This is a genomic window from Nocardioides sp. YJ-D4 (genome assembly GCF_054031495.1).
This window is the reverse complement of the sequence record NZ_CM132932.1, coordinates 5632323-5657959: the sequence shown is the minus strand read 5'-3', so window position 1 is coordinate 5657959 and position 25637 is coordinate 5632323. Positions and strand designations below refer to the sequence as shown.

General features: G+C 70.7%; 20 protein-coding genes. 11 read left to right on the top strand and 9 right to left on the bottom strand.

What is annotated here, in order from left to right:
* Window positions 1–35: 35 nt before the first annotated feature.
* Entirely contained in the window at window positions 36–1424 is a 1389-nt protein-coding gene (locus ACW14X_RS27035; RefSeq protein WP_457163930.1) for a GntP family permease, read from the top strand.
* Window positions 1425–1440: 16 nt separating this feature from the next.
* Here ACW14X_RS27035 and ACW14X_RS27030 read toward each other — a convergent pair whose 3' ends face one another.
* Genes ACW14X_RS27030 through ACW14X_RS27020 form a run of 3 tightly spaced genes read right to left on the bottom strand, consistent with a single transcriptional unit; the run spans window position 1441 to window position 4709 of the window.
* Window positions 1441–1983, bottom strand: coding sequence for an HIT family protein (locus ACW14X_RS27030; protein WP_400464633.1), 543 nt, complete (start codon window positions 1981–1983; stop codon window positions 1441–1443).
* A gap of 54 nt (window positions 1984–2037) precedes the next feature.
* Window positions 2038–3921 carry an FtsX-like permease family protein gene (locus ACW14X_RS27025; RefSeq protein WP_457163929.1) on the bottom strand — a complete coding sequence of 628 codons (1884 nt, stop codon included), beginning with the start codon at window positions 3919–3921 and terminating at the stop codon, window positions 2038–2040.
* Window positions 3918–4709, bottom strand: a complete 792-nt coding sequence (locus tag ACW14X_RS27020) for an ABC transporter ATP-binding protein (RefSeq protein WP_457163928.1) — start codon at window positions 4707–4709, stop codon at window positions 3918–3920. The genes ACW14X_RS27025 and ACW14X_RS27020 overlap by 4 nt, the downstream gene beginning before the upstream one ends.
* 110 nt (window positions 4710–4819) lie before the next feature.
* Here ACW14X_RS27020 and ACW14X_RS27015 point away from each other — a divergent pair, with 110 nt between their 5' ends.
* Window positions 4820–6091 carry a sensor domain-containing protein gene (locus ACW14X_RS27015; protein WP_457163927.1) on the top strand — a complete coding sequence of 424 codons (1272 nt, stop codon included), beginning with the start codon at window positions 4820–4822 and terminating at the stop codon, window positions 6089–6091.
* Entirely contained in the window at window positions 6070–6732 is a 663-nt protein-coding gene (locus ACW14X_RS27010; protein WP_160022814.1) for a response regulator, read from the top strand. The genes ACW14X_RS27015 and ACW14X_RS27010 overlap by 22 nt, the downstream gene beginning before the upstream one ends.
* Before the next feature lie 1638 nt (window positions 6733–8370).
* Here ACW14X_RS27010 and ACW14X_RS27005 read toward each other — a convergent pair.
* The 6 genes from ACW14X_RS27005 to ACW14X_RS26980 form a co-directional block, all read right to left on the bottom strand.
* Complete coding sequence (locus ACW14X_RS27005; protein ID WP_350843916.1) at window positions 8371–9423, bottom strand: M36 family metallopeptidase; 1053 nt, start codon at window positions 9421–9423, stop codon at window positions 8371–8373.
* A gap of 57 nt (window positions 9424–9480) precedes the next feature.
* Entirely contained in the window at window positions 9481–10191 is a 711-nt protein-coding gene (locus ACW14X_RS27000; RefSeq protein WP_160022808.1) for a TetR/AcrR family transcriptional regulator, read from the bottom strand.
* Between the two features lie 42 nt (window positions 10192–10233).
* Window positions 10234–11871 (bottom strand): FAD-dependent oxidoreductase, encoded by a 1638-nt coding sequence (locus ACW14X_RS26995; protein WP_457163926.1) that lies wholly within the window; start codon window positions 11869–11871, stop codon window positions 10234–10236.
* A gap of 82 nt (window positions 11872–11953) precedes the next feature.
* Window positions 11954–12949 carry an AurF N-oxygenase family protein gene (locus tag ACW14X_RS26990; RefSeq protein WP_160022804.1) on the bottom strand — a complete coding sequence of 332 codons (996 nt, stop codon included), beginning with the start codon at window positions 12947–12949 and terminating at the stop codon, window positions 11954–11956.
* 195 nt (window positions 12950–13144) lie between these two features.
* Window positions 13145–15133, bottom strand: a complete 1989-nt coding sequence (gene thrS, locus ACW14X_RS26985; RefSeq protein ID WP_457163925.1) for a threonine--tRNA ligase — start codon at window positions 15131–15133, stop codon at window positions 13145–13147.
* Between the two features lie 103 nt (window positions 15134–15236).
* On the bottom strand, window positions 15237–16469 hold the full coding sequence (locus tag ACW14X_RS26980; RefSeq protein WP_457163924.1) for an outer membrane protein assembly factor BamB family protein: 1233 nt from the start codon (window positions 16467–16469) through the stop codon (window positions 15237–15239).
* 582 nt (window positions 16470–17051) lie between these two features.
* On the opposite strand from ACW14X_RS26980, the gene ACW14X_RS26975 reads away from it, so the two are divergent.
* From ACW14X_RS26975 to ACW14X_RS26940, 8 genes are all read left to right on the top strand, one after another.
* Entirely contained in the window at window positions 17052–17453 is a 402-nt protein-coding gene (locus ACW14X_RS26975) for a hypothetical protein (protein WP_457163923.1), read from the top strand.
* 72 nt (window positions 17454–17525) lie between these two features.
* A complete protein-coding gene (locus ACW14X_RS26970) occupies window positions 17526–18524 on the top strand; it encodes a hypothetical protein (protein WP_457163922.1) in 999 nt (332 codons plus the stop codon).
* 37 nt (window positions 18525–18561) lie between these two features.
* Window positions 18562–19716, top strand: a complete 1155-nt coding sequence (locus ACW14X_RS26965; protein WP_457163921.1) for a zinc-binding dehydrogenase — start codon at window positions 18562–18564, stop codon at window positions 19714–19716.
* A gap of 144 nt (window positions 19717–19860) precedes the next feature.
* Window positions 19861–21159, top strand: coding sequence for a DEAD/DEAH box helicase (locus ACW14X_RS26960; RefSeq protein ID WP_350843904.1), 1299 nt, complete (start codon window positions 19861–19863; stop codon window positions 21157–21159).
* Between the two features lie 139 nt (window positions 21160–21298).
* Entirely contained in the window at window positions 21299–22666 is a 1368-nt protein-coding gene (locus tag ACW14X_RS26955; RefSeq protein WP_457163920.1) for a sensor histidine kinase, read from the top strand.
* Entirely contained in the window at window positions 22663–23334 is a 672-nt protein-coding gene (locus ACW14X_RS26950) for a response regulator transcription factor (RefSeq protein ID WP_350843901.1), read from the top strand. Before ACW14X_RS26955 ends, ACW14X_RS26950 begins: the two co-directional genes overlap by 4 nt.
* Window positions 23335–23420: 86 nt before the next feature.
* On the top strand, window positions 23421–24302 hold the full coding sequence (locus ACW14X_RS26945; RefSeq protein WP_457163919.1) for an ABC transporter ATP-binding protein: 882 nt from the start codon (window positions 23421–23423) through the stop codon (window positions 24300–24302).
* A complete protein-coding gene (locus ACW14X_RS26940) occupies window positions 24299–25486 on the top strand; it encodes an ABC transporter permease (RefSeq protein ID WP_457163918.1) in 1188 nt (395 codons plus the stop codon). The genes ACW14X_RS26945 and ACW14X_RS26940 overlap by 4 nt, the downstream gene beginning before the upstream one ends.
* Window positions 25487–25637 lie beyond the last annotated feature (151 nt).

Genomic DNA, 25637 nt, shown 5'->3' with positions numbered 1-25637 from the left:
CCATCCCCCACCCCTGACCCGAGGGAGAACCAACCATGCATTGGCTCCAGACAAGCACCACCAGCCTGCTGCTGCTCTGCGCAGCGGCGATCGCCGTGCTCCTCTTCCTGATCATCAAGGTGAAGCTCGAACCCTTCATCGCCCTCTTCATCAGCGGCATCGGCCTCGCCGTCGCGGCCGGCCTGTCCGTCGAGGAGATGGTGGGCACCGCCCTCTCCTCGAAGGAGTCGCTCATCGAGACCGGCTTCGGGGGCGTGCTGGGCCACATCGCACTCATCATCGGTCTCGGCACCGTGCTCGGATCGCTGCTCGAGCGGTCCGGCGGCGCCGACGTCCTCGCCGCGAGGCTGATCGGGATCTTCGGCGAACGCGGCACCCCGGTCGCGATGGGCCTGGTCGGCCTGATCTTCGGCATCCCGGTCTTCTTCGACATCGGCATCTTCGTGCTCGCCCCGCTGGTCTACGTCGCCGCTCACCGCGGCGGCAAGTCGCTCGTCCTCTACGCCCTCCCGGTTCTCGCGGGCCTGTCGATGACGCATGCCTTCCTGCCTCCCCACCCCGGCCCCACGGCGCTGGGCGGCCTCCTCGGCGTCGACCTCGGCTGGCTGATCATCATGGGCCTGCTGTGCGGCCTGCCCGCGTTCGCCGCGGCCGGGATCCTCTTCCCCATGTGGGTCGCCCCGCGCGTCCAGGTCTCGGTGCCCGAGGAGTTCCTGGTCGCGGAGACCGAGGCGGAGCAGGACAAGACGCCCACCACCCCGGTCGCGCTGCCGCTCGTCCTCGGGGTCATCGCGGTGCCGCTGATCCTGATCCTCGGCGCGACCTTCGGCACGATGCTGCTCGAGCCGGGCAGGCTGCTCAACGTACTCACCTTCCTCGGCAACCCGGCGGTCGCGCTCACCATCGCCGTGCTCCTCGCCTTCTGGCTGCTCGGCATCCGGCGCGGGATGAGCATCGAGGAGATCTCGGAGTTCACCGGCGCCTCGCTGCGGCCGGTCGGCATGATCCTGCTCGTCGTCGGCGCCGGCGCCTTCTTCGGCGCGGTGATCTCCGCGACCGGCGTGGGCGCCGCGCTCGCCGAGGTGCTCTCCGACGCGGGCCTGCCGATCCTGCTGCTGGCCTACGTCATCTCCTGCGCGCTCCGGATCGCCCAGGGCTCCGCGACCGTGGCGATCGTGACCACCGGCGGCATCATCGCGCCGACCCTCGGCACCGGCTACTCGCAGCCCGAGCTCGCGGTGATCGCGGTCGCGATCGCCGCCGGGTCGATCATCCTCAGCCACGTCAACGACGGTGGCTTCTGGATCGTCTCGCGCTACTTCAACCTCACCGTGAAGCAGACCCTGGCGACCTGGACGGTGCTGGAGACGGTGCTCTCGATCGTCGGGTTCGCGGCCGCGGCCGTGGCCTGGGCGATCGTCTGACCCCCAGGCCGAGCTGCTAGGCCGACGCCCACGCCTGCGCGAGCAGGTCGCGGGTGTCGGTCAGCAGCTGGGGCAGGGTCTTGGTGCGGCCGATGATCGGCATGAAGTTCTGGTCACCGACCCATCGGGGCACGATGTGCTGGTGCAGGTGGGCGGCGATGCCGGCGCCGCCCGCGGTGCCCTGGTTCATCCCGATGTTGAAGCCCTCGGCCTGCGAGACGCCGGCGAGGGTGCGTACGGCCTGCTTGGTCAGCACCGCCATCTCGGCGGCCTCCTCGTCGGTGGTCTCGACGTAGCCGGCGATGTGACGGTAGGGGCACACCATCATGTGGCCCGGGGCGTACGGATAGAGGTTGAGCACCACGAAGCAGGTCTCGCCGCGGTGGACGACCAGGCCCTCGGCGTCCTCAAGCGTCGGCACCCGGCAGAACGGGCACTCCGTCTCCGAGGGGTCGGTGGGCTTGTTCTCGCCGCGGATGTAGGCCATCCGGTAGGGCGTCCACAGCCGTTCCAGACCGTCGCCCTCGCCGATGCCGTCCTGGGTGAGTACGCCGTCCATCTCTGTCACGCGGCAAACACTACTTAACCCCTCACAGGCCACTTCAGGACAGGCTCAGTCGGACGCTTCCCCGCCCCGCAGCGCGTACGCCCCGGCGACGGCGGCGGCGAGCAGCACTACCAGGCAGGCCGCCGTGATCCCGGACAGCGCCTGCCAGGGGAACGTCAGCGGCGCCTCGGGCACGTCGCGTACGACCGCCTGCCGCATCAGCCAGCCGGTGAACCCGGTGACCGCGCCGCCGACCAGCAGAGCGCCGGCGCCGGTGAACACCGTCTCCCACAGCGCGGTCCGGCGCACCTGGGCAGAGGTGGCGCCGACGAGGCGGGCGGTGGCGGTCTGGCGGCGGCGCTGGCTCGCCCCGATCAGGACCGCGTTGACGGCCGCGATCGCGGCGTAGACCCCGGCCGGGCCGAGCATCACCCACAGCACGACCGTGTTCATCTCGCGCGCTTCGGCCGAGACCGCTTCGACCCACTCCTCGCCGGTGCTCACCTCGGCCCCGGTCTCCCGGATCGACCGTGCGGTCCCGGTGATGTCCGCGCCGGCGTCGGTGCGCACGAAGACCGTGCCGGTCTCGCGGGCGACCCTGTCGATGCGCGGCAGGTCGTCGGGCACGATGATGTCGCTCCACAGGTTCGGGGCGTCGGGGACGACGGCGACCAGGCGCACCTCGACGACCCGGCCGTCGATGCGCATCCGGCGGACCTGTCCGACCCGGCCGCCGAGGTCGGTGACGTATGAGGCGGTGACCGCCATCGCCCGGCCGCGCAGGTCGGTGAGACTCCCCTGCGTCGCCTGCAGACTGCGCGTCGCGGCAGCGCTGGAGACGTCGACGACCTCGACGTCCTCGGGACCGCCGCCGAACCCGACCTGCGCCGTGCGGCGTACGTCGCTCACCCCTACCCCGGGCACGTCCTGGATCCGCTCGGGGCGCTCCGCCTGCTCGACGACCAGCTCCGACCTGAGCGCGGCCCGGTCGGCGCCCTCGCTCCAGTCCGCGGTCGCACCGACCGCGAGCACCATCGAGCCGGCCACCGCCATGATCGCGACCACCGGCGCCGCCACCGCGGCGGTCATCCGGCTGCTGGTGCGGGCGAGGTCACGGGCCAGGTGCGCCGCCGGGTCTCGGTGCGCCACCGTGGCACCGGCGTACGCCGCGAGCTCGGTGTAGAGCAGGCCGCCCACCGCGTTGGCCCCGATCACGGCGACGATCGGCAGGAACATGCCCACGAGCAGGGCGAACAGCAGCGGCATCTCAGGAGCGAGCACGGCGGTCGCGACCAGTGCGCCGGCCGCGGTGAGCGCGACCAGCGCCTGGACCACCGTCGGCCGCCGTCGCTCGAGGACCGCGTCGCGGAGCGCCTCGACAGGCTGCGTACGTCCCGCCCGGGCGCCCGCGCGCCAGGCCCCGACCAGGGCGACCCCGACACCGCAGGAGGCGGCGATCGCCCATCCAGTGCCCTGGCTCGGCATCGCGAGCAGGACCGGGGTGACCCCGGCCTGGTGCAGGATGCGCAGCACCGGCACCGTCACTGCGGTGCCGAGCAGGCAGCCCGCGACCGTGCCGACGGCCGCGACCGCGAGCGCCTCCCCGAGCAGCAGGGTCCGCACCTGGCGCGGGGTGGCGCCGAGCAGACGGAGCAGGCCGAGCTCGCGGCGTCGGGTGGCCACCACGAACCCGAAGGTCGAGGAGACCACGAAGAGCGCCAGGAAGAGCGAGATCCCGGCCATGATGCCGAACAGCGACCCGAGGTCGTCGATCTGCGTCCGGGTCTGCGGGTCCAGCCCGTCGGTGGCGGTGCCGAGCGCTCCCAGCATGTTGGTGGCGAGGGTGATCAGGGCGATGCCACCGGCGAGGGCGACGGCGGCCCCGGCGTACGGAGGCCAGGACTGGCGCAGGCTCTTCAGGCTGTGCGCGGCCAGCGCGACCACGCTCATCGCACGGGCTCCAGCTCGGCCATGCGGGCCGCGATCCGGGCGGCGTCGCTGCGCTCCATCTGCCCGACGATCTGGCCGTCGGCGAGGAACAGCACGCTGTCGGCGTACGAGGCGGCGAGCGGGTCGTGGGTGACCATCACGACCGTCTGCGCCGGCCCGTGGGTCACCGGCGCGTCGACGAGGTCGCGCAGCAGCTCGAGCACGTCGCGTCCGGCGTGACGGTCCAGCGCACCGGTGGGCTCGTCGGCGAAGAGCACCGCCGGCCGGGCGTGCAGCGCACGCGCGATCGCGACGCGCTGCTGCTGCCCGCCGGAGAGCTCCGGGGGCCGCCGCCTGGCGAGCCCGTGCAGACCGACCTGCTCGAGCGCCCCGATCACCTGAGCGCGATCCGGGCGGCGCCCGGCGAGGCGGGTGGGCAGGGCGACGTTGTCGTACGCGGTGAGAGCGTCGAGCAGGTTGTACTGCTGGAACACGAAGCCCATCATCTGTCGGCGCAACTTCGTCAGCGTCGTCCGGTTCAGGCCGGCCAGAGCGGTGCCTGCGACCCGGACGCTGCCCCGGGTGGGCCGGTCGAGGCCGGCGGCGATCTGCATGAGCGTGGACTTGCCCGATCCCGACGGACCCATGATCGCGGTGAAGGTCCCAGACGCGAAGGCATGGCTCACTCCCCGCAGTGCGTCGACCTTGCCGGAGCGGGAGCGATAGGTGCGGGTGACGTCGTCGAGCACGACGGCGGGCGGGCCGGGCGGCCGGGGAGCGTGGACGGCGTCCGGGATGGTGGCGGTCATGGTTTCCAGCAAACGCCTCCTACGCGGCGCGCGCACGGGCGCAGACGCCACGACGAGGTAGCGCGTGCGCTACCCCGCCGCGGGGTCGTGAGTGCCTAGGCTCGAGGGTCATGAGACCTCCACCCGACGTCTGGGCCGCGCTGCGCTCCTCGCCCTGGCGGCTGCTCTCCTCCAGCTGGCCCTGGCGCGCCCTGGCCTACCTGGCCTCCGGAGCGCTGGTCGGTCTCGTCGTCGCCGTCCTGCTGTTCGTGCTGGTCGGCGTCGGACTGCTCACCCTGATCATCGTGGTCGGGGTGCTGGTGCTCGCCGGAATTCCGCTGCTGGCGGCGCTCGTCGCCGACGTGGAGCGCGTACGCCTCCGGCTGGTCCTGCCCGAGGCACGTCCGGGATCGGCCGAGCCTGCGCCGATCGCCTGGAGCGACCGGCTCCGGGCACTGCGCCGGCTGCGGATCTCCGGACCCGAGGTCGGCTACACCGTGCTGTTCGCCACGGTCATGTGGCTGGTCGACGCCGTCGCGCTCAACCTGATCATCACCATCCCGGGTGTGCTCGTGCTCGCCCCTGCCCTGGTCCGGATCGACGGTCCCGTCGCCTTCGGACCCTGGCAGCTCACCACGCCCACCGAGGCCTGGATCGCCGTGGCCCCGGGGCTGGTGCTGCTGATCGCCGGCCTGTACGCCGCCACCCTCCTCGCCGCCGCCCAGGCCAGCCTGGCGCGGCTCCTGCTCGAACCGGCCCAGGCCCGGCTGGCCGCGGCCGTCGCCGACCTGCGCCGATCCCGGGTCGACCTCGTCGACGCCTTCGAGACCGAGCGCAGCCGGATCGAGCGCGACCTGCACGACGGCGCGCAGCAGCGGCTGGTCGCGCTGACCATGACGCTCGGCCTGGCCGAGCTGGAGGTGCCCGAGGGTGCCGGGCTCGACCTCGTCCGGCAGGCCCACGCCCAGGCCGAGACGGCGCTGGCCGAGCTCCGTGCCACCGTCCGCGGGATCCATCCGCGGGTGCTGGTCGACCACGGGCTCACCGCTGCCGTCCGCGAGCTCGCCGACGCCGCCGGGCTGCCGGTCGCGGTCGACCTGCGGGTCGACGGCCGGTTGCCGGCACCGGTCGAGGCCGCGGCGTACTTCGTGGTCGCCGAGGCGCTCACCAACGCGGTCCGCCATGCCCGTGCCCGCTCCGCGCGCGTGCAGGGGCAGGTCACCGGTGACCGGCTGCAGGTCTGCGTACGCGATGATGGGGCCGGCGGCGCCACCGTGCGTCCCGGGGGCGGGCTCGCCGGCCTGGCCACCCGGCTGGCCGCCCTGGACGGGACGCTGGAGGTCACCAGCCCGACGGGCGGACCGACGGAAGTGAGGATGACGTGCCCGACCGTGCTCCCCTGAGGATCGTCCTGGCCGAGGACGCCGCGCTGCTGCGCGAGGGCCTCCTCGCCATCCTCGAGCGCGCCGGCCACGAGGTCATCGCCGCGGTCGGCGACGCCGACGCCCTGCTCGCCTTCACCGACCACACCCGACCCGACGTGGTGATCACCGACATCCGGATGCCGCCGACCCACACCGACGAGGGGCTGCGTGCCGCCGCCGAGCTCCGCCGACGGCACCCCGACCTGGCGGTCCTGGTGCTCTCGGCCTATGTCGCCGACGCCTACCTCGCCGAGCTCCTCGACACCACCGGTGGCGGCGGCATCGGCTACCTGCTCAAGGACCGGGTCGGCCATGTCCGCGACTTCCTCGACAGCCTGGACCGGGTGGCCGGCGGCGAGACCGTCGTCGACCCGCAGGTCGTACGCGGCCTCCTCAACCGGCACCAGCCGGACGGCCCGCTCGACGTGCTCTCGGAGCGCGAGCGCGAGGTCCTGGGCCTGATGGCCGAGGGGCGTACCAACGGCAGCATCGCCACCGCGCTCTTCGTCTCCGAGGCCGCCGTACGCAAGCACGTCGGCAACATCTTCGCCAAGCTCCGCCTCGACCCCACCACCGACCGACGCGTCTCGGCCGTCCTCGCCTACCTGCGCGAGGCCTAGACCGAGCAACCCCGGCACTCGCTTGGGTGACGGTCATAGAGTGGGAACACCCCACGACGTCGCGCGCAAGCGGCTCCATCGCCCTTGATCCAGCCTCACCCAGCGTGCCGAAGTGACCACTCCCGTCAGCGCCCGCACCTCTGCGTCGACGCCCGCGAGGCCCGGCGGCAGCGCCGCACGCTTCGCAGGCAGAGACTGGGCAGACACCGCGATCGTGCTCGTCGCTGCTCTGCTGGCGACAGCCGCGTGGCTGCCCTTCCTCGACCGGCCGCTGACCTCGGACGAGAGTGGATTCCTGATGCTCGCCGAGCAGTGGAGGCCGGGCCGTTCGCTGTACGGGGACTACTGGGTCGACCGGCCACCTCTGCTGCTGTGGCTGTTCACCATCGCAGGCCACTTCGGGCCTGCGGACGTGACGACCTCCGGGCTCGTCGCCCCCGGGCTCAAGCTGCTCGGCGCCGTGGCCAGCGGGATGTCGGTGGTCCTGGCCGGCGTCCTGGCGAGCCAGGTGTCCCCTGGCCATCGCTCAGCGCGGCTCACGGCAGTCGTGCTGGCGGCCGCACTGCTGTCGAGCCCGCTGCTCGGGATGTCAGCGGTCAACGGTGAGCTGCTCGCGGTGCCGTTCGTCCTGCTCGGTCTGGTGTGGGCGGTGACGGCGATGCGCAGGTCATGGGGTTGGCGTACGGCCGTGCTCGCCGCCGGGGCGGGGGCAGCCGGCATGGCGGCCGCGCTGGTGAAGCAGAACTTCATCGACGTCTTCGTGTTCACAGCCGTTCTCGTCGCGGTGTCCCACGGGCGGGTTCCCCGGTTGTGGGAACGGGCCGCCACGTTCGCGGGCGGCGCCGCGGTGCTGCTCGGCGCGGCCGTCCTCGGAGCCTGGGCCCGGGGGACGTCCGTGCCTGAGCTGTGGAGCGCGGTCGTGGTCTTCCGTATCGAGGCCGTGGCGACGATCGACGGCTCGGCATCGTCAGAGACCGTTGCCCGGGGCATGCTGCTCACGGCGGCGTCGCTGGGCAGCGGTGCCGCCGTGGTGCTCGTCATCGCGGTCGCCGCGGTCCTCACCCGCGGGGCGCCGCTGGCCAGGCCCGTGCTCGCCATGACCGCGTGGGAGCTGTTCGCGATCGCCGCGGGCGGGAGCTACTGGCTGCACTACCTGACCGGCATCGTTCCCGGCCTCGTGCTGTTGGTCGCCATCGCCCGGCCCGGTCCGCGGTCCGGTCCGGCACTGAGCTGCGCAGTGGCCTACTCGGCCGCGGCCGCCGTCGCGGTCTGGACGTCATGGGTTATCGCGCCACCGCAGGTCACACCGGAGAGCCGAGTCTCCTCCTACCTGCGCGAGCACGCGCGCCCCACCGACGGTGTCGTCGTCGGCTTCGGGCACCCCGAGATCATCGCTGCGAGCGGACTGGACAGCCCGTACGAGAATCTGTGGAGCCTCCCGGCGCGTGTCCGCGACCCACACCTGGCCCAGCTGCACGGCGTGATGGCCGGGCCCTCGGCGCCGCAGTGGGTCGTCACCACGGCGACAGTCTCGACACCTGGGGGCTCGACGGCGACCACGCGCAGCAGTATCTCCAGCGGCACTACGCCAAACGTGCCAGCTACGGCGACTGGCACGTCTGGCGGCGCCGCTGATGATCAGAAGGTGATCCCCCGGGCGGCGAACCGGTCGCGGACCAGGTCGGCGGCGGCCTGGCCGTCGCGAGCAGCCGCTGCGGCGTACGTCTCGGCTGCGGCGGCCTGGAAGCTGGTGTCCGGGGCGTAGGAGAACTGGGAGTAGATCAGCGTGGTGTCCCAGTCGCGGGTCGAGAGGCCGAGTGCCTCGTAGCCCTCGCGGATCTCCCACAGCGCCTGGCTCCAGATCTGGCCGTCGTAGTGGACCTGGTTGCGGCGGTCCTCGAGGGTCAGGTCGAGGTGGAAGCTGCGGATGCAGTGCGGGGCGTCGGTGTAGGAGGTCGCGTCCCAGTCCATCGGGCAGGAGGGGTCGGCGGCGACCGGCCAGCCGAACTCCGAGGCGGCGTCGAGCCCGACGGTCACGGCGAGGTAGTCGCCGAACGACTCCCCGATCGCGCCGGCGTCCAGGCTGCTGCCGTAGCCGGGCACCTGGCTGGCGTGGACGGCGTGGCCGTACTCGTGGACGATCACCTCGGCGTCCTCGGCGTCGTCGACGCCGCCCTTGCCCAGCCGGATCCGGTAGGGCTTGTCGGTCTGGTAGGAGTTGTCGCCGCCGTACTGGTTGATCTTGACCGAGAACGGCTGGTTCAGGACGCCCGGGAGCGTCTCGCCGAAGCCGAGGGTGTGCAGATAGGTCTGCGCCCGGGTGACCCAGAAGTAGCCCATGACCTGCTCGAACTGGTCCTGGTGGCGGTCGTAGGAGTAGCTGTTGGTCGTGGAGTACGCAGGCGTGCCGGTGCTCGACTCGACGACGGCGTAGTCGCCGCGGAGGTAGCCCGAGCCGTCCAGGTGGGTGAGCGGCACCTCGGCGTAGGCGCTGTCCGGGACGGCGCTCGCGGCGTCCTTCTGGTCGGTCAGGTTCTGGTCGTTGCTCGACTGGACCGGGTTCACCATGAACACGCGGGCGGTGCCCTCGGAGGAGCCGCTGCCCGGGGCCGCGGTCACCGGGCTCAGCGGGACGGCGAACCCGGCGGTGGCCGCCAGTCCGGCGGTGACGGCGATCGAGAGTCTGCGCATGTGGGGCATGGTCTTCTCCTGGAATGAACGGCCGTGCGGCCGGGTGATACCGGGAGGCTATACCGCGAGGATGTCCTTGGACAGGAGTTCTTCCAGAGGAAGGTCGGGATCGAGCTCGATCCCGAAGCCGCGGGCATGGCCGTCGATGACGAACCAGATGGACCGAGCAGTGAGCCGCTCCAGCGTCTCGGCAGGCAGCCGGTCGCCGGTGCGGGTCAGCCAACGGCGTACGGCCCCGAAGACCGCGCCGACCAGACCGTAGATCAGCGGGTCGAGGGCCTCGGCCTCCTCCTCGGTGGGCGTACCCCCGAGGGCGAGGACGGCGGTGCCGACGATCGCCGAGATCCGGCCGGCGAGCTGCTCCATGCCCTGCTGGAACGGGCCCTCGTCGTCGCCGCCTTCGATGTCGTGGTCGGCAGCGAGGTGGAGGGCGGGATGCGCCCGCGCCCAGTGGATGTAGGTGCCGATGATCCGCTCGATGATCTGCGGGACCGTGCCGTCGAGGGTGATCCCTGGCAGCAGATCGGACCAGAGCCCGTCGAGGATCGCCTGCTGGACGGCTCGGTCGAGGTCGGCGCGGTCCTCGAAGTGGCGGTAGATGACCGTGCGGGACAGCCCGGCGCGCACCGCGATCTGCTGCACCTGCACGTCGGCGCCGGGCTCACCGGCCTCGATCACCGCGATCGCGGCGTCGATGATCTGCTGGCGGCGCTGCTCGTTGTGCTTGCTCCACCGATCCTGCCGACCATCGCGCTTCTCCCCGGCCACCCGCTTCTCCCCCTGATCCCGTGACGTTTGTCGAGAGCGTTTTCAGCGCTCCTTGCGACGCCCAAGAGAGTATCGGGGTTTCCGCGACTTCGCGGCGATGCCCCGCATCTCCTCGACATCGGTGATCTTCACCCGCGGCCGGCCGGACTCGGCGCCACGTCGCTTCTCCTCGCGGTCGATCGCCTGCCAGCCGGCCAGGTCGACCATGCCGGGCTGGCGGCTGCGTACGACCGCGGTGATCTCGCCGGCGTCACCGACCGGAGCCGGGATGCGGTCCGTGTCGAGGTCGTCGAGCAGCTGCTCGACCGTCTCCTCGGCGTCGGACTTGTTGGTGCCGATGAAGCCGTTGGGACCACGCTTGACCCAGCCCGCGACATAGACGCCCGGGAGAACCCGGCCGCGCTCGTTGGGGACGGTGCCGGTCGCGGCGTCGTAGGGGAGGTCGGCCACGGGCAGCCCCTTGTAGCCGACCGCGCGCAGCAGCATCCCGGTCTCGAGGACCTCGGTCTCGCCGGTCGCAACCGCCCGGACGACGCCGTTCTCGTCGCGCTCGAGGCGGTTGCGGCCGACCTCGACCCCGGTGACCCGGCCCTCACCCAGCACGCGCACCGGCGAGCTGAGGAAGCGAAGCACGATCGTACGCAGCTCCGGACGCACCTCGCGGCCGGCGAGCTCACGCAGCAGCCGGGTGGTGGTGTCGCCGCCGGCGAGCGCCTCCTCGATCGGCAGGTCCCCCGTATCGACGATGACGTTGATCCCGGTGTGCCCCATCAACCCGACCAGCTCGGGCACGGTGAAGGCCGCCTCCCCGGGCCCCCTGCGCCCGAGGACGACGACCTCCCTCACCGCGCTGTCGCGCAGCACCGCCAGCGGTCCCTCGGCGACGTCGGTCCGGGCCAGCCGCTCGGGGTCCTCGGCAAGGATCCGGGCGCAGTCGAGCGCCACGTTGCCGTTGCCGACCAGGACGACCCGTCGCGACGGGAGGGACTCCACATCGAGGTGGACGGGCAGGTCCTGCTTGTCCGGGTGGCCGTTGTACCAGCCGACGAAGTCGGTCGCACTCAACGAGCCGGGAAGGTCGTCGCCGTCGATCCCGAGGGCGCGGTCGCTCGCCGCGCCCACGGTGTAGACGACCGCGTGGTAGCGAGCGGTCAGCTCGGCGTGGGAGACGTCCTTGCCGACCTCGACGCCCAGGAAGTAGCGGAACCCGGGCTGCGACTCGATCTGCGCGAAGAGCTTCTCGACCTGCTTGGTGTTCTGGTGGTCGGGCGCGACACCGGCCCGGACCAGGCCGTACGGCGTCGGCAGCCGGTCGAAGACGTCGACGGAGATCTCGGGGTGCTTGAGCAGCTCGTCGGCGGCGTACATCCCCGCCGGTCCGGCGCCGACCACCGCGACCCGGAACGGTCCGGTGCGGGTCAGCCGGCGCTGGGGGTGGACCAGGGCGAGCGGGGTGCGGTCCTTGTGCGGGAAGACCTCGAAGTACTCCGCGTTGATCGCCAGGAATGGCGTCTGCGCGGCCGTCAGGGTCGTGTGCGGGACGATCGCGTCGGCCGGGCAGGCCGTGACGCAGGCTCCGCAGTCGACGCAGCTCTTGGCATCGACGTAGAGCATCTCGGCCTCGCCGAAGCCGGGCTCGCCCGGGGCGGGGTGGATGCAGTTGACCGGGCAGGCGACCACGCACGAGGCGTCCGCACAGCACGACTGAGTGACGACATGAGGCACTTTGGGACTACCGTTCTAGGGCGTCGGGCTCAGGGGATCAGTAGGACGCCGCGCGCGGCTCGGCGCGGAAGCGCGAGGCGCGGCCGTCGATGCCGGTCATCCTCCACAGCAGCTTGGCCGGGCCCTTGCGGATGCCGAGGTTGTCGGCCAGGAGGCGTACGTCACCGAAGAGGTCACGCAGCAGCTTCTCGGACTCCTCGGAGTTCCACCAGATCTCGCGGGCGACCTCGTCCGGGATGCCCATGTCGTGGCGGGCCTGCTTGCTCGGGACCATGATCACGTCGCAGAGCAGGCGCATGATGATCGGGAACAGGTAGGCCAGCAGGGTCTTCTTCACCCGGCCGAGCTCGGGCACGTGCTGCTCGAGGTACTGGTGGGCGAAGCCGATGTGGCGCGCCTCCTCGGCGATGTGGATCTGCATCACGCGGTTGGCCACGGGGTGGCTGCCGCCGGCGCGCATCGCGCCCTTCTGCAGGTGGTCGATCGGCTCCTCACCGGCGAGGATGCCGGTGAAGAACGCCTCCGGGAACCAGGCACCCGCCGAGGCCAGGAGCGGCACCAGCACCTTGTAGTAGGTCGGCGCACCCGCCACGTCCGGGTTCACCCGGTTGACGAGCTCCTGGAACATCTGGGTGTGGTGGGTCTCCTCGGTCACCTCGTGAGTCGCGTAGCGGAACTCCGGGTTGTTGTTCTTCGACCAGACCAGGTGGTTCATGACGCCGCCGATGAGCAGCTGCTCGAACTGCAGGCCGACCTTGGCGACCTGGGCCCAGCGGTACATCCCGATCTCGATCTGGCGCTCCTTGGACAGCGCCTTGTACCACGGGTGGGCACCGATCTCGTCGGCGTCGTTGAGGATCCAGCGCTCGTCGCCCGGCAGCACCGCGAGCTCGTCGGAGTCCCAGTCGATGTCCTTGAACGGGTCGAAGTGCACCTCCACCGAGGCCTCGGACAGCGTACGAAGCGTGTCGAGGTAGGCCTGCTTGCCCTGGCGGACGTATCCAGTGGACTTCTCATCCTGAACGGCGGTCATGACGATCGCTCCTTCACCGTTGAGTTCTACGTTGAGCTGCTAACGACGTGACCCACGTTACCCGGACACGCGTCCCGATAACAAGAGTACGCGCGACTTCGTGTCACGTTTATCTTTCCGCCGCTCAGCGGCCCGCCCGAAATGCCGCGAGGGCGGCGCGTGACATGTCACGCACCGCCCTCGAGAGGTCTCGGGTCAGACTTGCTCGTGCGACTCCACAGCGGCGACGATCCGCTCGATCGCCTCGTCGACCGGGATGCCGTTCTCCTGGTGGCCGTCGCGGTAGCGGAAGCTGACCGCGCCCTTCTCGACGTCCTCGCCACCCGCGATCAGCATGAACGGGATCTTCTGGAGCTGGGCGTTGCGGATCTTCTTCTGGAAGCGGTCGTCGGACTCGTCGACCTCGACCCGGATGCCCTTGGCCTTCAGCTTGGCGGCGACCTCGTAGAGGTAGTCGTCGAACGCGTCGGCGACCGGGATCCCGACGACCTGGACCGGGGCGAGCCACGGCGGCATGGCGCCGGCGTAGTGCTCGACCAGCACACCCAGGAACCGCTCGATCGAACCGAACTTGGCCGAGTGGATCATCACCGGCTGCTGGCGGGTGCCGTCGGCGGCCTGGTACTCCAGGTTGAACCGGTCCGCGGCGGGCTGGTTGAAGTCGTACTGCACCGTGCCCATCTGCCAGGTCCGGCCGATCGCGTCCTTGGCCTGGACGGAGATCTTCGGCCCGTAGAACGCCGCACCGCCCGGGTCGGGCACGAGGTCGAGACCGGTCTCGGACGCCACGTCCTCGAGGATCTTGGTGGCCTCGGCCCAGTCCTCGTCGCTGCCGACGAACTTGTCCTTGTTGGAGTCGTCGCGGGTCGACATCTCCAGGTAGAAGTCGTCGAGACCGAAGTCCTTGAGCACGGTCAGCATGAAGTCGAGCAGGTGCTTGACCTCGGCCGGCGCCTGCTCCTTGGTGCAGTAGGAGTGGGAGTCGTCTTGGGCGAAGCCACGCACGCGGGTGAGCCCGTGGATGACGCCCGACTTCTCGTTGCGGTAGACCGACCCGAACTCGAACAGCCGCAGCGGCAGCTCACGGTAGGAGCGCCCGCGCGAACGGAAGATCAGGTTGTGCATCGGGCAGTTCATCGCCTTGAGGCGGTAGTCCTGGCCGTCCACGTCCAGCGCCGGGAACATGCCGTCGCCGTAGTAGGGCAGATGGCCCGAGGTGTGGAAGAGCTGCTCACGGGCGATGTGCGGGGTGCCGACGTACTCGAAGCCGTGCTCGATGTGCTTGGCGCGTACGTAGTCCTCCATCTCCCGCTTGATGATCCCGCCCTTGGGGTGGAAGACCGGGAGGCCGGAGCCGATCTCGTCGGGGAAGGAGAACAGGTCGAGCTCGCGGCCGAGCTTGCGGTGATCGCGGCGCTCGGCCTCCTCGATCCTGGCCAGGTGGGCGTCGAGCGCCTCCTTGGACTCCCAGGCGGTGCCGTAGATGCGCTGGAGCTGCTTGTTCTTCTCGTCGCCGCGCCAGTACGCCGCGGCGCTGCGCATCAGCTTGAAGGCCGGGATCCGCTTGGTGGTCGGCAGGTGCGGACCGCGGCACAGGTCCTTCCACGCGATCTCGCCGTTGCGGTCGAGGTTGTCGTAGATCGTCAGCTCGCCGCCGCCGACCTCCGCGCTGGCACCTTCGGCGGCGTCGGCAGCCGAGCCCTTGAGGCCGATCAGCTCGAGCTTGTAGGGCTCGTCGGCCAGCTCGACGCGGGCGTCGTCGTCGGTGGTGACCCGGCGGGAGAACTTCTGGTTGGCCTTGATGATCTTCTTCATCCGGGACTCGATCTTGACCAGGTCCTCCGGGTGGAACGGGGTCTCGACGTCGAAGTCGTAGTAGAAGCCGTCGGTGATCGGCGGTCCGATGCCGAGCTTGGCCTCCGGGAAGAGCTCCTGCACCGCCTGCGCCATCACGTGCGCGGTCGAGTGGCGCAGGATGTCGTGGCCGTCCTTGGAGTCGATCAGGACACCCTCGACGGCGTCGCCGTCGACCAGCTCGTAGGCGAGGTCCTTCAGGTCCTGCCCGACCCTGGCCGCGATCACGTCGGGGTTGTCCGCGAAGAGCTCCCACGCCTTCGTGCCCGTAGTGACCGCCCGTTCCTCGCGCCCGTCGGGGGTGAGTACGGCGATCTTGATCTCGGACACGGTTTCTCCTGGCATCGTTCGGGTGGGCTCTGGCCACACCGATCGTATCCAGACCGCGGCGCACACCGTGCATCAAGCACCGCTCGGCACCACCCAGACCGACTCACTCATAACGCCAGACGCTGTGCTTGTCATTGACGAAGATCGCGCCGTCCCCGGCGGCCACCTCGACATCCTGGCCGGGGTCGTCTTCCGTCGCCAGGGACTCGACGTCATCCAGCGTGACCGTCCACTCCGGCTCGTCACCGCCCCACTCCTGGTACCCGATCGTCGCGCCTTCGACGGTGTAGACGCCCTCGTCGAGGGTCTGCGCGACATGCGTATAGCCGTCCTCGGCCAAGGTGCCGTCGGCGGCGTAGAGGCGACCGCTCGACCTTTGCAGCGTCATCTCCTCCCCGCGGACCTGGACAACCTCGAATGCCATCCACCCGAAGCCGCCTTCGACGATCCCGAGGCTCCCCGCCTCGCCCTCCCTGCCAAAGATCGGGAAGGGCGGCTTCGGGCCGACCGACTCGCCCGTGGTCTCGTCGTAGGAGTACGGCTGCGAGACCGCGTACCTGTTGCCGGCGACGCTCCTCACGTCGCCGGGGGTGTCCTCGGTCCACAGGCTCTTGCCCGTCTTCGGGTCGAAGGCGAACAGGCTGCCGGACGCGACCAGAACGAAGTCGTCGTTGGCGTGAACCCCAAGCAGATAGTCCTCCGCCAGACCATCGGCGTGACCGGCGGGCAGCTCGGTGCTCCACTCCTGCTTGTCGCTCTCCTCGGCGTAGCGGGTCAGTTGGTCGCCGTCGAGGGCGTAGGTCGCGTCGTCGGTGTAGGCGAAGTCCTGCCCGGTGATGCTCCAGTCCTCGTCCTTGGTCTCGGGATCGAGCTTCGTCAGCTTGTCCCCGGCGCGGATCACATGGTCGCCGTCTTCGGCGATCTCGTAGAGGCTGACCTCCGGATCGGTGTTCTCCCAGACGACCTCGCCGTCATAGTCGAACACGACGTCGCCGCTGTCGGTGTCGCTGCCCGCGCTCGAGGCTGTGGCGACGTACCAGCTCGCCTGGATCAGCTCTAGGTCGTCGTAGTAGGTGACGTAGTTGTAGGGGTGCCTCTCATCGCGCCAGAGCTCCTTGCCGCCCTCGTCCAGGGCAACCAGCCCGGACTCCTCGCCACCCAGCTTGACCAGAGTGAGCCCCGGTCCGGGGTAGACGTACGAGACCTCCTTGTCGGACTCCCATGACCACTTCTGGCTCGGCTCGGTCGTCACCGGCCCCGCGGTCGGTTCCTCGACGTCGTCGCGCAGGAGCAGGAATGCGGTGGTGCCGATGCCGGCGACGAGAAGCAGCGTCACGCCGACGGCGAGACCGATCCACAGTCCTGTCCGCTTTCTGGGACCCGGCGCGGAGAAACCCGGCGGCGGAGCTCCTGGTGCCGCCCATGGGGCAGGCGGGGCCGGTGGCGGGGTCCAGCCAGCAGCCTGGGGCGGCGGCGGGGGCGGCGGAGTCCACGAACCAGGCACGAGAGTCGGTTCGTCGTGGATGCCCGGCGCCGACGGGCTGAATCGCGGAGTCCCGCAGGTGGGACAGATGGTCGCGCCAGCAGCAAGATGCGAACCACAGCGCGGGCAGGCCGGTTCGGGAGTCTGGGACATGGTTTCATCATGAATCAGACGAGTACGTGTCTTTACTCCTGAAACGCGCGATTCGCTCGCGAATCCATTGGTCTGATTCCGATCCCGACCGAACAGCGCGGTAACAGCACGCCTGTTTCCCCATGCGGGGACGGCATCGTCATCATCTTTCGCTCATGTTCTTCGAGTCGATGGAGCCGGCGGAGCCTTCGGGGCGAGCCCGACGGGCGGGGGTGGGCCTCGTCGTGACCGGGCCGGCGCTGCTCCTTCTCGTGTGCCAGTCAAGCGCCGTGCCCGGACACCGTGCGTGCGCGCGGTGGCGACGAGGCGGCCCAGTTCATCGGTCAGGGCAAGGTGACCGCGACACCGCTCTTCATGGCATCGGTGGCCACGACCGTACGCGCCGGCGAGTTCCGTCAGCCGATCATCCCGGCTGGCACCCAGCAGGTGTCGGCGCCGCGGCCGATCACCCCGCTGACCGCCGGCTGGCTCCGCGACCTGCTGCGCACCACCGCCACCAGGGGCACCGCCGCGGCGCGCCTGGGCGACCTGCCCGGGTCGGCGCGAAGGCAGGCACCGCCGAGGAGTCCGACCACACCAACGGCTGGCTCACGGCGTACGACGACCGGGTCGCCGTGGCCGCCCTGGTCACCGGCGGCGCTTCCGGGGCGGACACTGCCGGAGTCATCGTGCGTAGCCTGCTGACCGCCCGGTGAAGCGGGCTGGCATACCCCGATAGGCTCTGCATTCGATCATCCATCGCTTCTGAAAGAGCTCGTGACCCCCACCACCGGCCCCAAGTCCCGTCTCATCGACCCGTCTCGCCGGGTCCTCCGGCTCCAGCGACGTACGTCGATGGCGACCGTCCTGATCACCTTGGGCCTCGGCGCCCTGGCGATGCTGTTCCCAGCCACCGTCGTGGCGCAGCACGCGGCCGACCGGTGGAACAGCGGGCAGTGGGCGGAGGTGAGCGTGGTGGAGCGGTGCGAGTTCGACGGCGGCACCGGCGAGATCACCTCCTGCCGCGGCCAGTGGCGCGTCGACGGCGAGCGGGTCACCGGAAGCATCCACGGCACCCTGCGCGACATCGGGCGCGACCCCGACCCGTCGAAGGCGACCTTCCGGATGTGGGTGGTCGACTCCGACGCCTACGGAGAGCATGCGATCAACCCGTGGCCGGCCCGCATCGTCGGGATGGGCCGGGAGCCTGTGCTCTGGGGCGGGATCGCGCTCACGGTGCTCGGACTGATGGTGCTGCCGAGGCGGCGGGCGTGGCTGCGTACGCCTGGCGAGGAGACGCTCACCGAGGACCTCGGCATCCGGCTGAGCACCCACCCCGCGCACGGACGGGCGTGGCTGGCGCCGGTCGGGCTGGTCCTCGGCCCGGCGCTCATCGCGTTCGGGGCCTGGGTCGCCACTCGGCCGAATCTGCCGATGGTGCTCGTGCTGGCCGGGGGTCTGGTTGCGCTCGCCGGGCTGATCCTCGGGTTCCGGCTGGCCTGGCTCGGGCTGCAGCGCCCGGTCGCGGTCGACCTCGGGCTCTATGAAGGCGGCCTGGTCCTCGAATATGCCCGCCATACCGACGTCATCCTCTGGGAGGACGTGACCAGCATCGACACTGGTGTCGTCGACGAGCGCAAGGCCAACCCGCGCATCGACGTCACGCTGCACCTGGTCACCGGCGCCGCGCTTCGGCTGCCGCGCGTCGACCACCAGCACTCGTTCACCGCTCACCTGCACCGGATCTCGTCCGCCGGATCGCTGCCGACTGGTTGAGACCGGGTGGGGGCGGGGTGAGGTAGCGTCGGCGTCGATGAGCCAGATGCGCGCAACCGTGGTCCACAAGGGCGAGCTCTCCGTGCGGTCGGTCCCGCGTCCCGAGCCCGGGCCGGGACAGCTGCTGATCAAGGTGCTGCGCGCCGGGATCTGCGGCTCCGATCTGCATGTCCGAGAGCACGCCGACGAGCTCAACGAGGTGGTCACCGAGATCGGCTACACCACCGCGATGACGCCGGATCAGGAGATCGTGCTGGGCCATGAGCTTCTCGGTGAGGTGGTGGCCTACGGCCCGGAGACCCGCGGCCGCTGGGAGCCGGGCACGTCGGTGACGGCGCTGCCGGTGCTGCGTACGGATGGAGCGGTCCACATGGTCGGCTTCGACGTCGACTCCCCCGGCGGGTTCGCGGAGTACTGCGTCGTCCAGGAGGCCTTCACCTTCCCGGTGCCCGACGGCGTCTCGCCCGACCAGGCCGTGTTCACCGAGCCGCTGGCGGTCGCCTTCCATGCCGTACGCCGCGGCGCGGTCTCGGCACGGCGTCCGGCCGTCGTCATCGGCTGCGGTCCGATCGGGCTGGCCGTCATCCTCATGCTCAAGGCACAGGGGGTGAAGACGGTGGTCGCCTCCGACCTCTCCCCCGCGCGGCGCGCCCTCGCGGTGAAGTGCGGTGCCGACGTGGTCGTCGACCCGCGCGAGTCCTCGCCGTGGGACGCCTACAAGCAGCGCGGGCCGGTCAGCTCGCTGACCGACTACCTGGGCTTCGGGATCGACGCGATGCAGGTCGTACGCCGCATCCCGCTGCTCCCCTGGGAGACGGTGCTGCTCAATGCCGACCGCCTCGGCCAGTCGCCGACCGGTCCGGTCGTCTTCGAGTGCGTCGGGGTGCCGGGGATGCTCGAGCAGATCATGACCGCGGCGCCGCTGCACACGCGCGTCGTGGTCGTCGGGGTGTGCATGGAGCCGGACACGATCCGGCCCGCGATCGCGATCCACAAGGAGATCGACCTGCGGTTTGTCTTCGGCTACGACCCCGCGGAGTTCGCGCGCACGCTGGAGCTGATCGCCGGCGGTAAGGTCGACCCCTCGCCGCTGCACACCGGCACCGTCGGCCTCGACGGCGTCGCCCAGGCCTTCTCGGACCTGGCCGACCCGGAGACGCACGCGAAGATCCTCGTCGATCCGTGGACGTGACCCGAGACACGGCACCGGCGATTCTGGTGGACGGATCACCTACCGGTAGTATCTGATCCATCAGCGGCCCGTTCCGGTCTTGCCCCCGGCCGCTCTCGGTATCAACTCATTATGGCGAGACACATCGCTTGAAAAGTTGACTCCTTGTCTCAGCAGTCCTTCAGCGCGCTCGGCGTGCCCGCAGACCTCACCGCCGTCCTCGATCACCACGGCATCACCACCCCCACCCCGATCCAGGCCGCGACCCTGCCGGACTCCCTCGCCGGGCGCGACGTGCTCGGTCGTGGGCGGACCGGGTCGGGCAAGACGTACGCCTTCCTGCTTCCGCTCGTCGCCCGCCTCGCGGGTGGCGCCAGGGCGAAGTCCGGCAAGCCGCGGGCGCTCGTGCTCGCCCCGACCCGTGAGCTGGTCCGCCAGATCGAGGAGTCGCTGCGGCCGCTCGCCGCGGAGGCCGGCCTGAGCGTGCAGACCGTCTTCGGTGGTGTCGGGCAGAACCCGCAGGTCATCGGCCTGCGCAAGGGTGCCGACGTGGTCCTCGCCTGCCCCGGCCGGCTCGAGGACCTAATCGCACAGCGTCACGCCGACCTGTCCTCGATCGAGGTCACCGTCCTGGACGAGGCCGACCACATGGCCGACCTCGGCTTCCTGCCCGCCGTGCGGCGCCTGCTGACCATGACGCCGAAGGGCAGCCAGCGCCTCCTGTTCAGCGCCACGCTCGACAAGGGCGTCAACGTGCTGGTCAAGCAGTTCCTCCAGCAGCCGGTCGTCCACGAGGCCGACTCCGCGCAGTCGCCGGTGGCCGAGATGGAGCACCACGTGCTCCACCTCTCCGCCCGCGAGCACCGCATCCCGGTGCTCGCCGACCTGGCCGCAGCTCCGGGCCGCACCGTAGTCTTCACCCGCACCAAGCACGGCGCCAAGGGCGTCGCCCGCCAGCTCGGCCGCGCCGGCATCCCGGCCGTCGAGCTCCACGGCGACCTCTCCCAGAACGCCCGGGTGCGCAACCTGGAGGCCTTCCACTCCGGCCGGGCGACCACTCTGGTGGCCACCGACATCGCGGCCCGCGGCATCCACGTCGACGACGTCACCCTGGTCGTCCACGCCGACCCGCCCGCCGAGCACAAGGCCTACCTGCACCGCTCCGGCCGTACGGCCCGCGCCGGTGCCTCCGGCACCGTGGTCACACTGATGCTGCCCGACCAGGTCAAGGACGTCCGTACCCTCACCCGTGCCGCCGGGATCAAGCCGACCACCACCCGTCTCGACGGGCCCTCGCACCCGATCCTGGTCGAGCTGGCTCCCGGCGAGCGCACCCGGCCCGGCCCGTTCGTGCCGGTCGTCGCCCAGCCCCCGCGCCGCCCCGCCGGCGAGGGCACCGGCAACCGGAAGAGCCGGCCCGGCTCGCGCGCCCGCAAGCGTCAGCGGGCTGCTGGCTCGCGCTGAAAACGGGTAGTCCGGTAGCGAACTGCCTATTACCGGCCAGTATTTGGGCAGTTCGCTCCCGGACTACCCCGCCAGCCACCTGCCGGACTCAGTCTCGAGACTGAGGACGGCGCCCGACCCTGGAACTAGGGTTGGCCGGGTGACTGTGCACGACGACGGCTCCTCCGGCCGGCTGGCGACCTTCTTCGCGACCGACGACGACTGGGAGCGGGAAGGCTCGATCACGCTCGGCGACTGGCTGGTCGGTGCGGTCGTGCTGGTCGCGAGCCTGGTCACCCTGGAGCTGATCCGAGGAGTCGGGACGCTGGACTCCAGCGACGCACCGACCTGGGTCGAGTGGACGGCGGTGGTGATCGGCGCGGCGCTGCTCGTCTTCAGGCGGCGCTTCCCGCTCACGATCGCGCTCCTGGCCGGGCTGCACATGTTCGTCACCGGGGTGTGGCTGCCGACCGTGATGGGGCTGCTGCCGATGCAGATCATCTACTTCGTCGCCTTCTTCGCCGGAGCCGCCTGGGCACGGCGCCGGCGGGACATGGTGATCGTGATGGGGCTGATCACCCTGTTCATGTTCGCCTGGCTCTCCTGGCAGTTCGCGGTCGGCAGCGGGATCGACGAGATCCGCGAGTCGACCGCCGACGCGGAGGGCTCCTCGCTCATCGGGCCGGTGACCGCCTACGTACTGCTCACCACCTTGATGAACCTGCTCTACTTCGCCGGTGCGATCGTCGGCGGCCAGGTCGCCTGGCGGGGCGCACGGCAGAAGGCCGAGCTCGCCGAGCAGGCCGCGACCATCGCCGCCCAGTCCGGGCAGCTGCAGCGCCGCGCCGTGATCGACGAGCGGCTGCGGATCGCCCGTGAGCTGCACGACGTCGTCGCCCACCACGTCGCGGTCGTGGGCGTCCAGGCCGCCGCCGGACGCAAGCTGCTCGAACGCGGCCGTCCCGATGACATCCAGGGCGCCGCCGAGGCGCTCGGCAACGTCGAGGCATCTGCGCGCGAGGGCGTCACCCAGATGCGTTCGCTGCTCGGCACCCTGCGCGACCCGGCCGGCGACGAGGAGACCGAGGGCCCGGAAGTACGCCGTCCCGAGCCGCGCCTCGAGGACCTGCCCGCGCTCTTGGACGAGGTGCGCGAGAGCGGACTGCAGGTCGACTACGAGGCCGTCGGTCCGGTCGAGGACCTCTCGGTGCCGCTGGCGCACTCGGTCTACCGAATCGTCCAGGAGGCGCTGGCCAACGTACGCCGCCACTCCACCGCCGACCGCGCCCAGGTCGTGCTCCGCGTCGACCGGGCGGCCGCCGCGCCGTACGCCGAGGTCGAGATCACCGACAACGGCCGGCCCCGGCACCGCACCTCCGGCAGCGGCCTGGGTCTGCTGGGCGTACGCGAACGGGCAGCCGTCCGGAAGGCGGAGGTCGACATCGGGCCCAGGGCCGTGCAGGGGTTCCGGGTGCGAGTGCGGTTCCCGCTCGACTCCCTCGTCACGTCGGCGGGAGCGGCGCGATGATCCGGGTGCTGCTCGCCGACGACCAGCAGCTGGTGCGCTCGGGGTTCCGTCTCATCCTCTCGATGGAGGACGACATCTCGGTGGTCGGTGAGGCCTCCGACGGCGCCGACGCGATCGCGAAGGCGCGCGAGCTGCGGCCCGACGTGGTGCTGATGGACGTACAGATGCCCGGCACCGACGGCATCGAGGCGACGCGCACGGTGGTCGCCGAGGGGCACGCCAAGGTGATCATCCTGACCACGTTCGACCGCGACGACTACCTCTTCGACGCGCTGGCCGCCGGCGCGAGCGGCTTCCTGCTCAAGAACGCCGACCCCGACTCCCTGGCCGAGGCGGTGCGGGCCGCCGCCGAAGGGCATGCGCTGCTCGCCCCGGAGGTCACGATGCGGGTGATCGGCCGGGTGACCAGCGACAACGCCCCGTCGGCGCCGAGACCGAAGCCACCCCGGGAGCTCGACCTGCTCACCGCCCGCGAGCGGGAGGTGCTGCTGCTCATCGGCGAGGGACTGAGCAACAACGAGATCGCCCGCCGGCTGTTCCTCACCGAGGCCACCGTGAAGACCCACGTGTCGGCCTGCCTGGCCAAGCTGCAGCTGCGCGACCGGGTGCAGACCGTGGTCTTCATCCACCGTCACGGCCTGCTCCCCGCCGGCCCGCCCAACGGGTGAGCCCGACTTCATCCTCGCGACGGATCCGCCCGGCGCGGCGCTGAAATAGCGTGGGTCCCGTTCGTTTCCAACGCAGAGGAGATTCGATGCTCGAGGTCAGCGGGCTGACCCGCCGCTTCGGCGAGATGGTCGCCGTCGACGACGTGTCCTTCCCGGTCCCGTCCGGTGGGCTCACCGGGTTCGTGGGCGGCAACGGTGCCGGGAAGACCACCACCATGCGGATGATCATGGGGGTGCTGGCCGCGCACGCCGGGACGGTCTCCTGGCAGGGGCACGAGGTCACCCGCGAGGACCGGCGGCGGTTCGGCTACATGCCCGAGGAGCGCGGCCTCTACCCGAAGCAGCCGATCCTGGACCAGCTGGTGTACCTGGCGCGGCTGCGCGGTATGTCCACCGCCGACGCGCGCCGGGAGATCACCGTGCTGCTGGAGCGGTTCGGGCTCGGCGGTCGCGCCAAGGATCCGCTGGAGAAGCTGTCGCTGGGCAACCAGCAGCGGGTCCAGATCATCGCCGCGCTCGTCCCCGCGCCGATGGCGTTGATCCTCGACGAGCCCTTCTCCGGGCTCGATCCCGACGCCATCGACGCGATGGCGGACCTGCTGCGCGAGCATGCTCGCGACGGCGTACCCGTCGTCTTCTCCTCCCACCAGCTCGACCTCGTCGACCGGCTGTGCGACCGGCTGGTGGTGATGGCCCGCGGCCGGGTGGTCATCCAGGGGACGGGTGAGGAGCTGCGCGCCGACGCGGCGCTCCGCTACCGGCTCGTGCTCGACGGTGACGCCGGCTGGGTACGCGACCTGCCGGGGCTCCACGTCCGCGACGTCTCGGGCCCCGAGGCCGAGATCGAGGTCGTCTCCACCGGTGCCGAGCAGAAGCTGCTCACCGAGGCCACCAGCCGCGGGAACGTGCTCGACTTCCACCGCGTCGTACCTCGCCTGTCCGAGATCTACCGGGAGGTCACCGCATGACCACGTCCAACCCCCGGAGCCAGCCCGTGTGGCAGATCGTCGCGCGCCGCGAGATCGCGGTCCGCGCCACCGACAAGTCGACCCTGATCGGCACCGCGGTGATGCTCGCGGTGATCGTGGGCGTGCTCGGCTTCACCGCGTGGAGCGAGAGCCGTGAGAAGACCTACGACCTCGCCTACTCCACCACGGCCTCACAGGCGATGGTCGAGGGCATCGCCGAGCGCGCCTCCGACATCGACGAGAAGGTACGCATCGTGCCGGTCGCCGTCGACGACGCGGACGCCGCCCGGCACGCGCTCGAGGAGGAGCAGGCCGACGCCTATCTGCGTCCGACCACCGACGGCTGGACGCTGGTCACGCTCGAGGACGCCGACTCCGAGCTGCGCGACGTGGTCAGCCAGTCGGTCGAGGCGATCGTCCTGGCCGGCAACGCCGATGCGGCCGGCACGACCGCGGCCGAGCTGACCGAGGGCTCGGCGGTCGGAGTCGAGCAGCTCGAGGGCGACAGCGAGCTGTCCGCGATCCGCTACGTCGTCGGATACGCGCTCGCGATCGTCTTCTACTTCGCCTCGATCATGTTCGGGATGACGCTGGCCAACAGCGTCGTGGAGGAGAAGCAGTCGCGGATCGTGGAGATGATCGCCGCCGCCGTACCGCTGCGGCAGCTCCTCGCCGGCAAGATCATCGGCAACGCCGTCATCGCCGTCGGGCAGATGCTCATCTATGTGGCCGTCGGACTCGTCGGGCTGAGCCTGACCGACTTCAGCTTCGCCCTGCCGGCCCTGTCGGGTGCGATCGGCTGGTTCGTGGTCTTCTTCCTGATCGGCTTCGTGGTGCTCTCGACCCTGTGGGCGGTCGCGGGTGCGCTCGCCTCCCGCACCGAGGACCTGCAGTCCTCCTCCACCCCGATCACGATGCTGCTCATGGTGATGTTCTTCGGCGCCCTCTACCTCGACGGCGTCGGCGAGCAGATCGGTTCGTACGTCCCACCGCTCTCGGCCGTGCTCATGCCGATGCGCCTGGTCGAGGGCACCGCGGCCTGGTGGGAGCCGATCATCGCCGTCGTCCTGCTCCTCGCCTTCGGCGTCGCCCTGGTACGCCTCGCCGAGCGCCTCTACAGCCGCGCCCTGCTCCAGACCGGCGGCCAGCTCTCCCTCAAGGCGGCCTGGCGGCTGGAGGAGTAGCCGAGCCGTCACCCCCGTCGGCCGAGACGTCACTTGCGTCGGCCGAGATGTCACCGCGGTGCCATCTCGATTCGCGTGAGTGACTTCTCGCCCGACGTACCTGACTTCTCGGCATGATGGGGGCAGTCGACGACGACCTGAGGAGCATGGA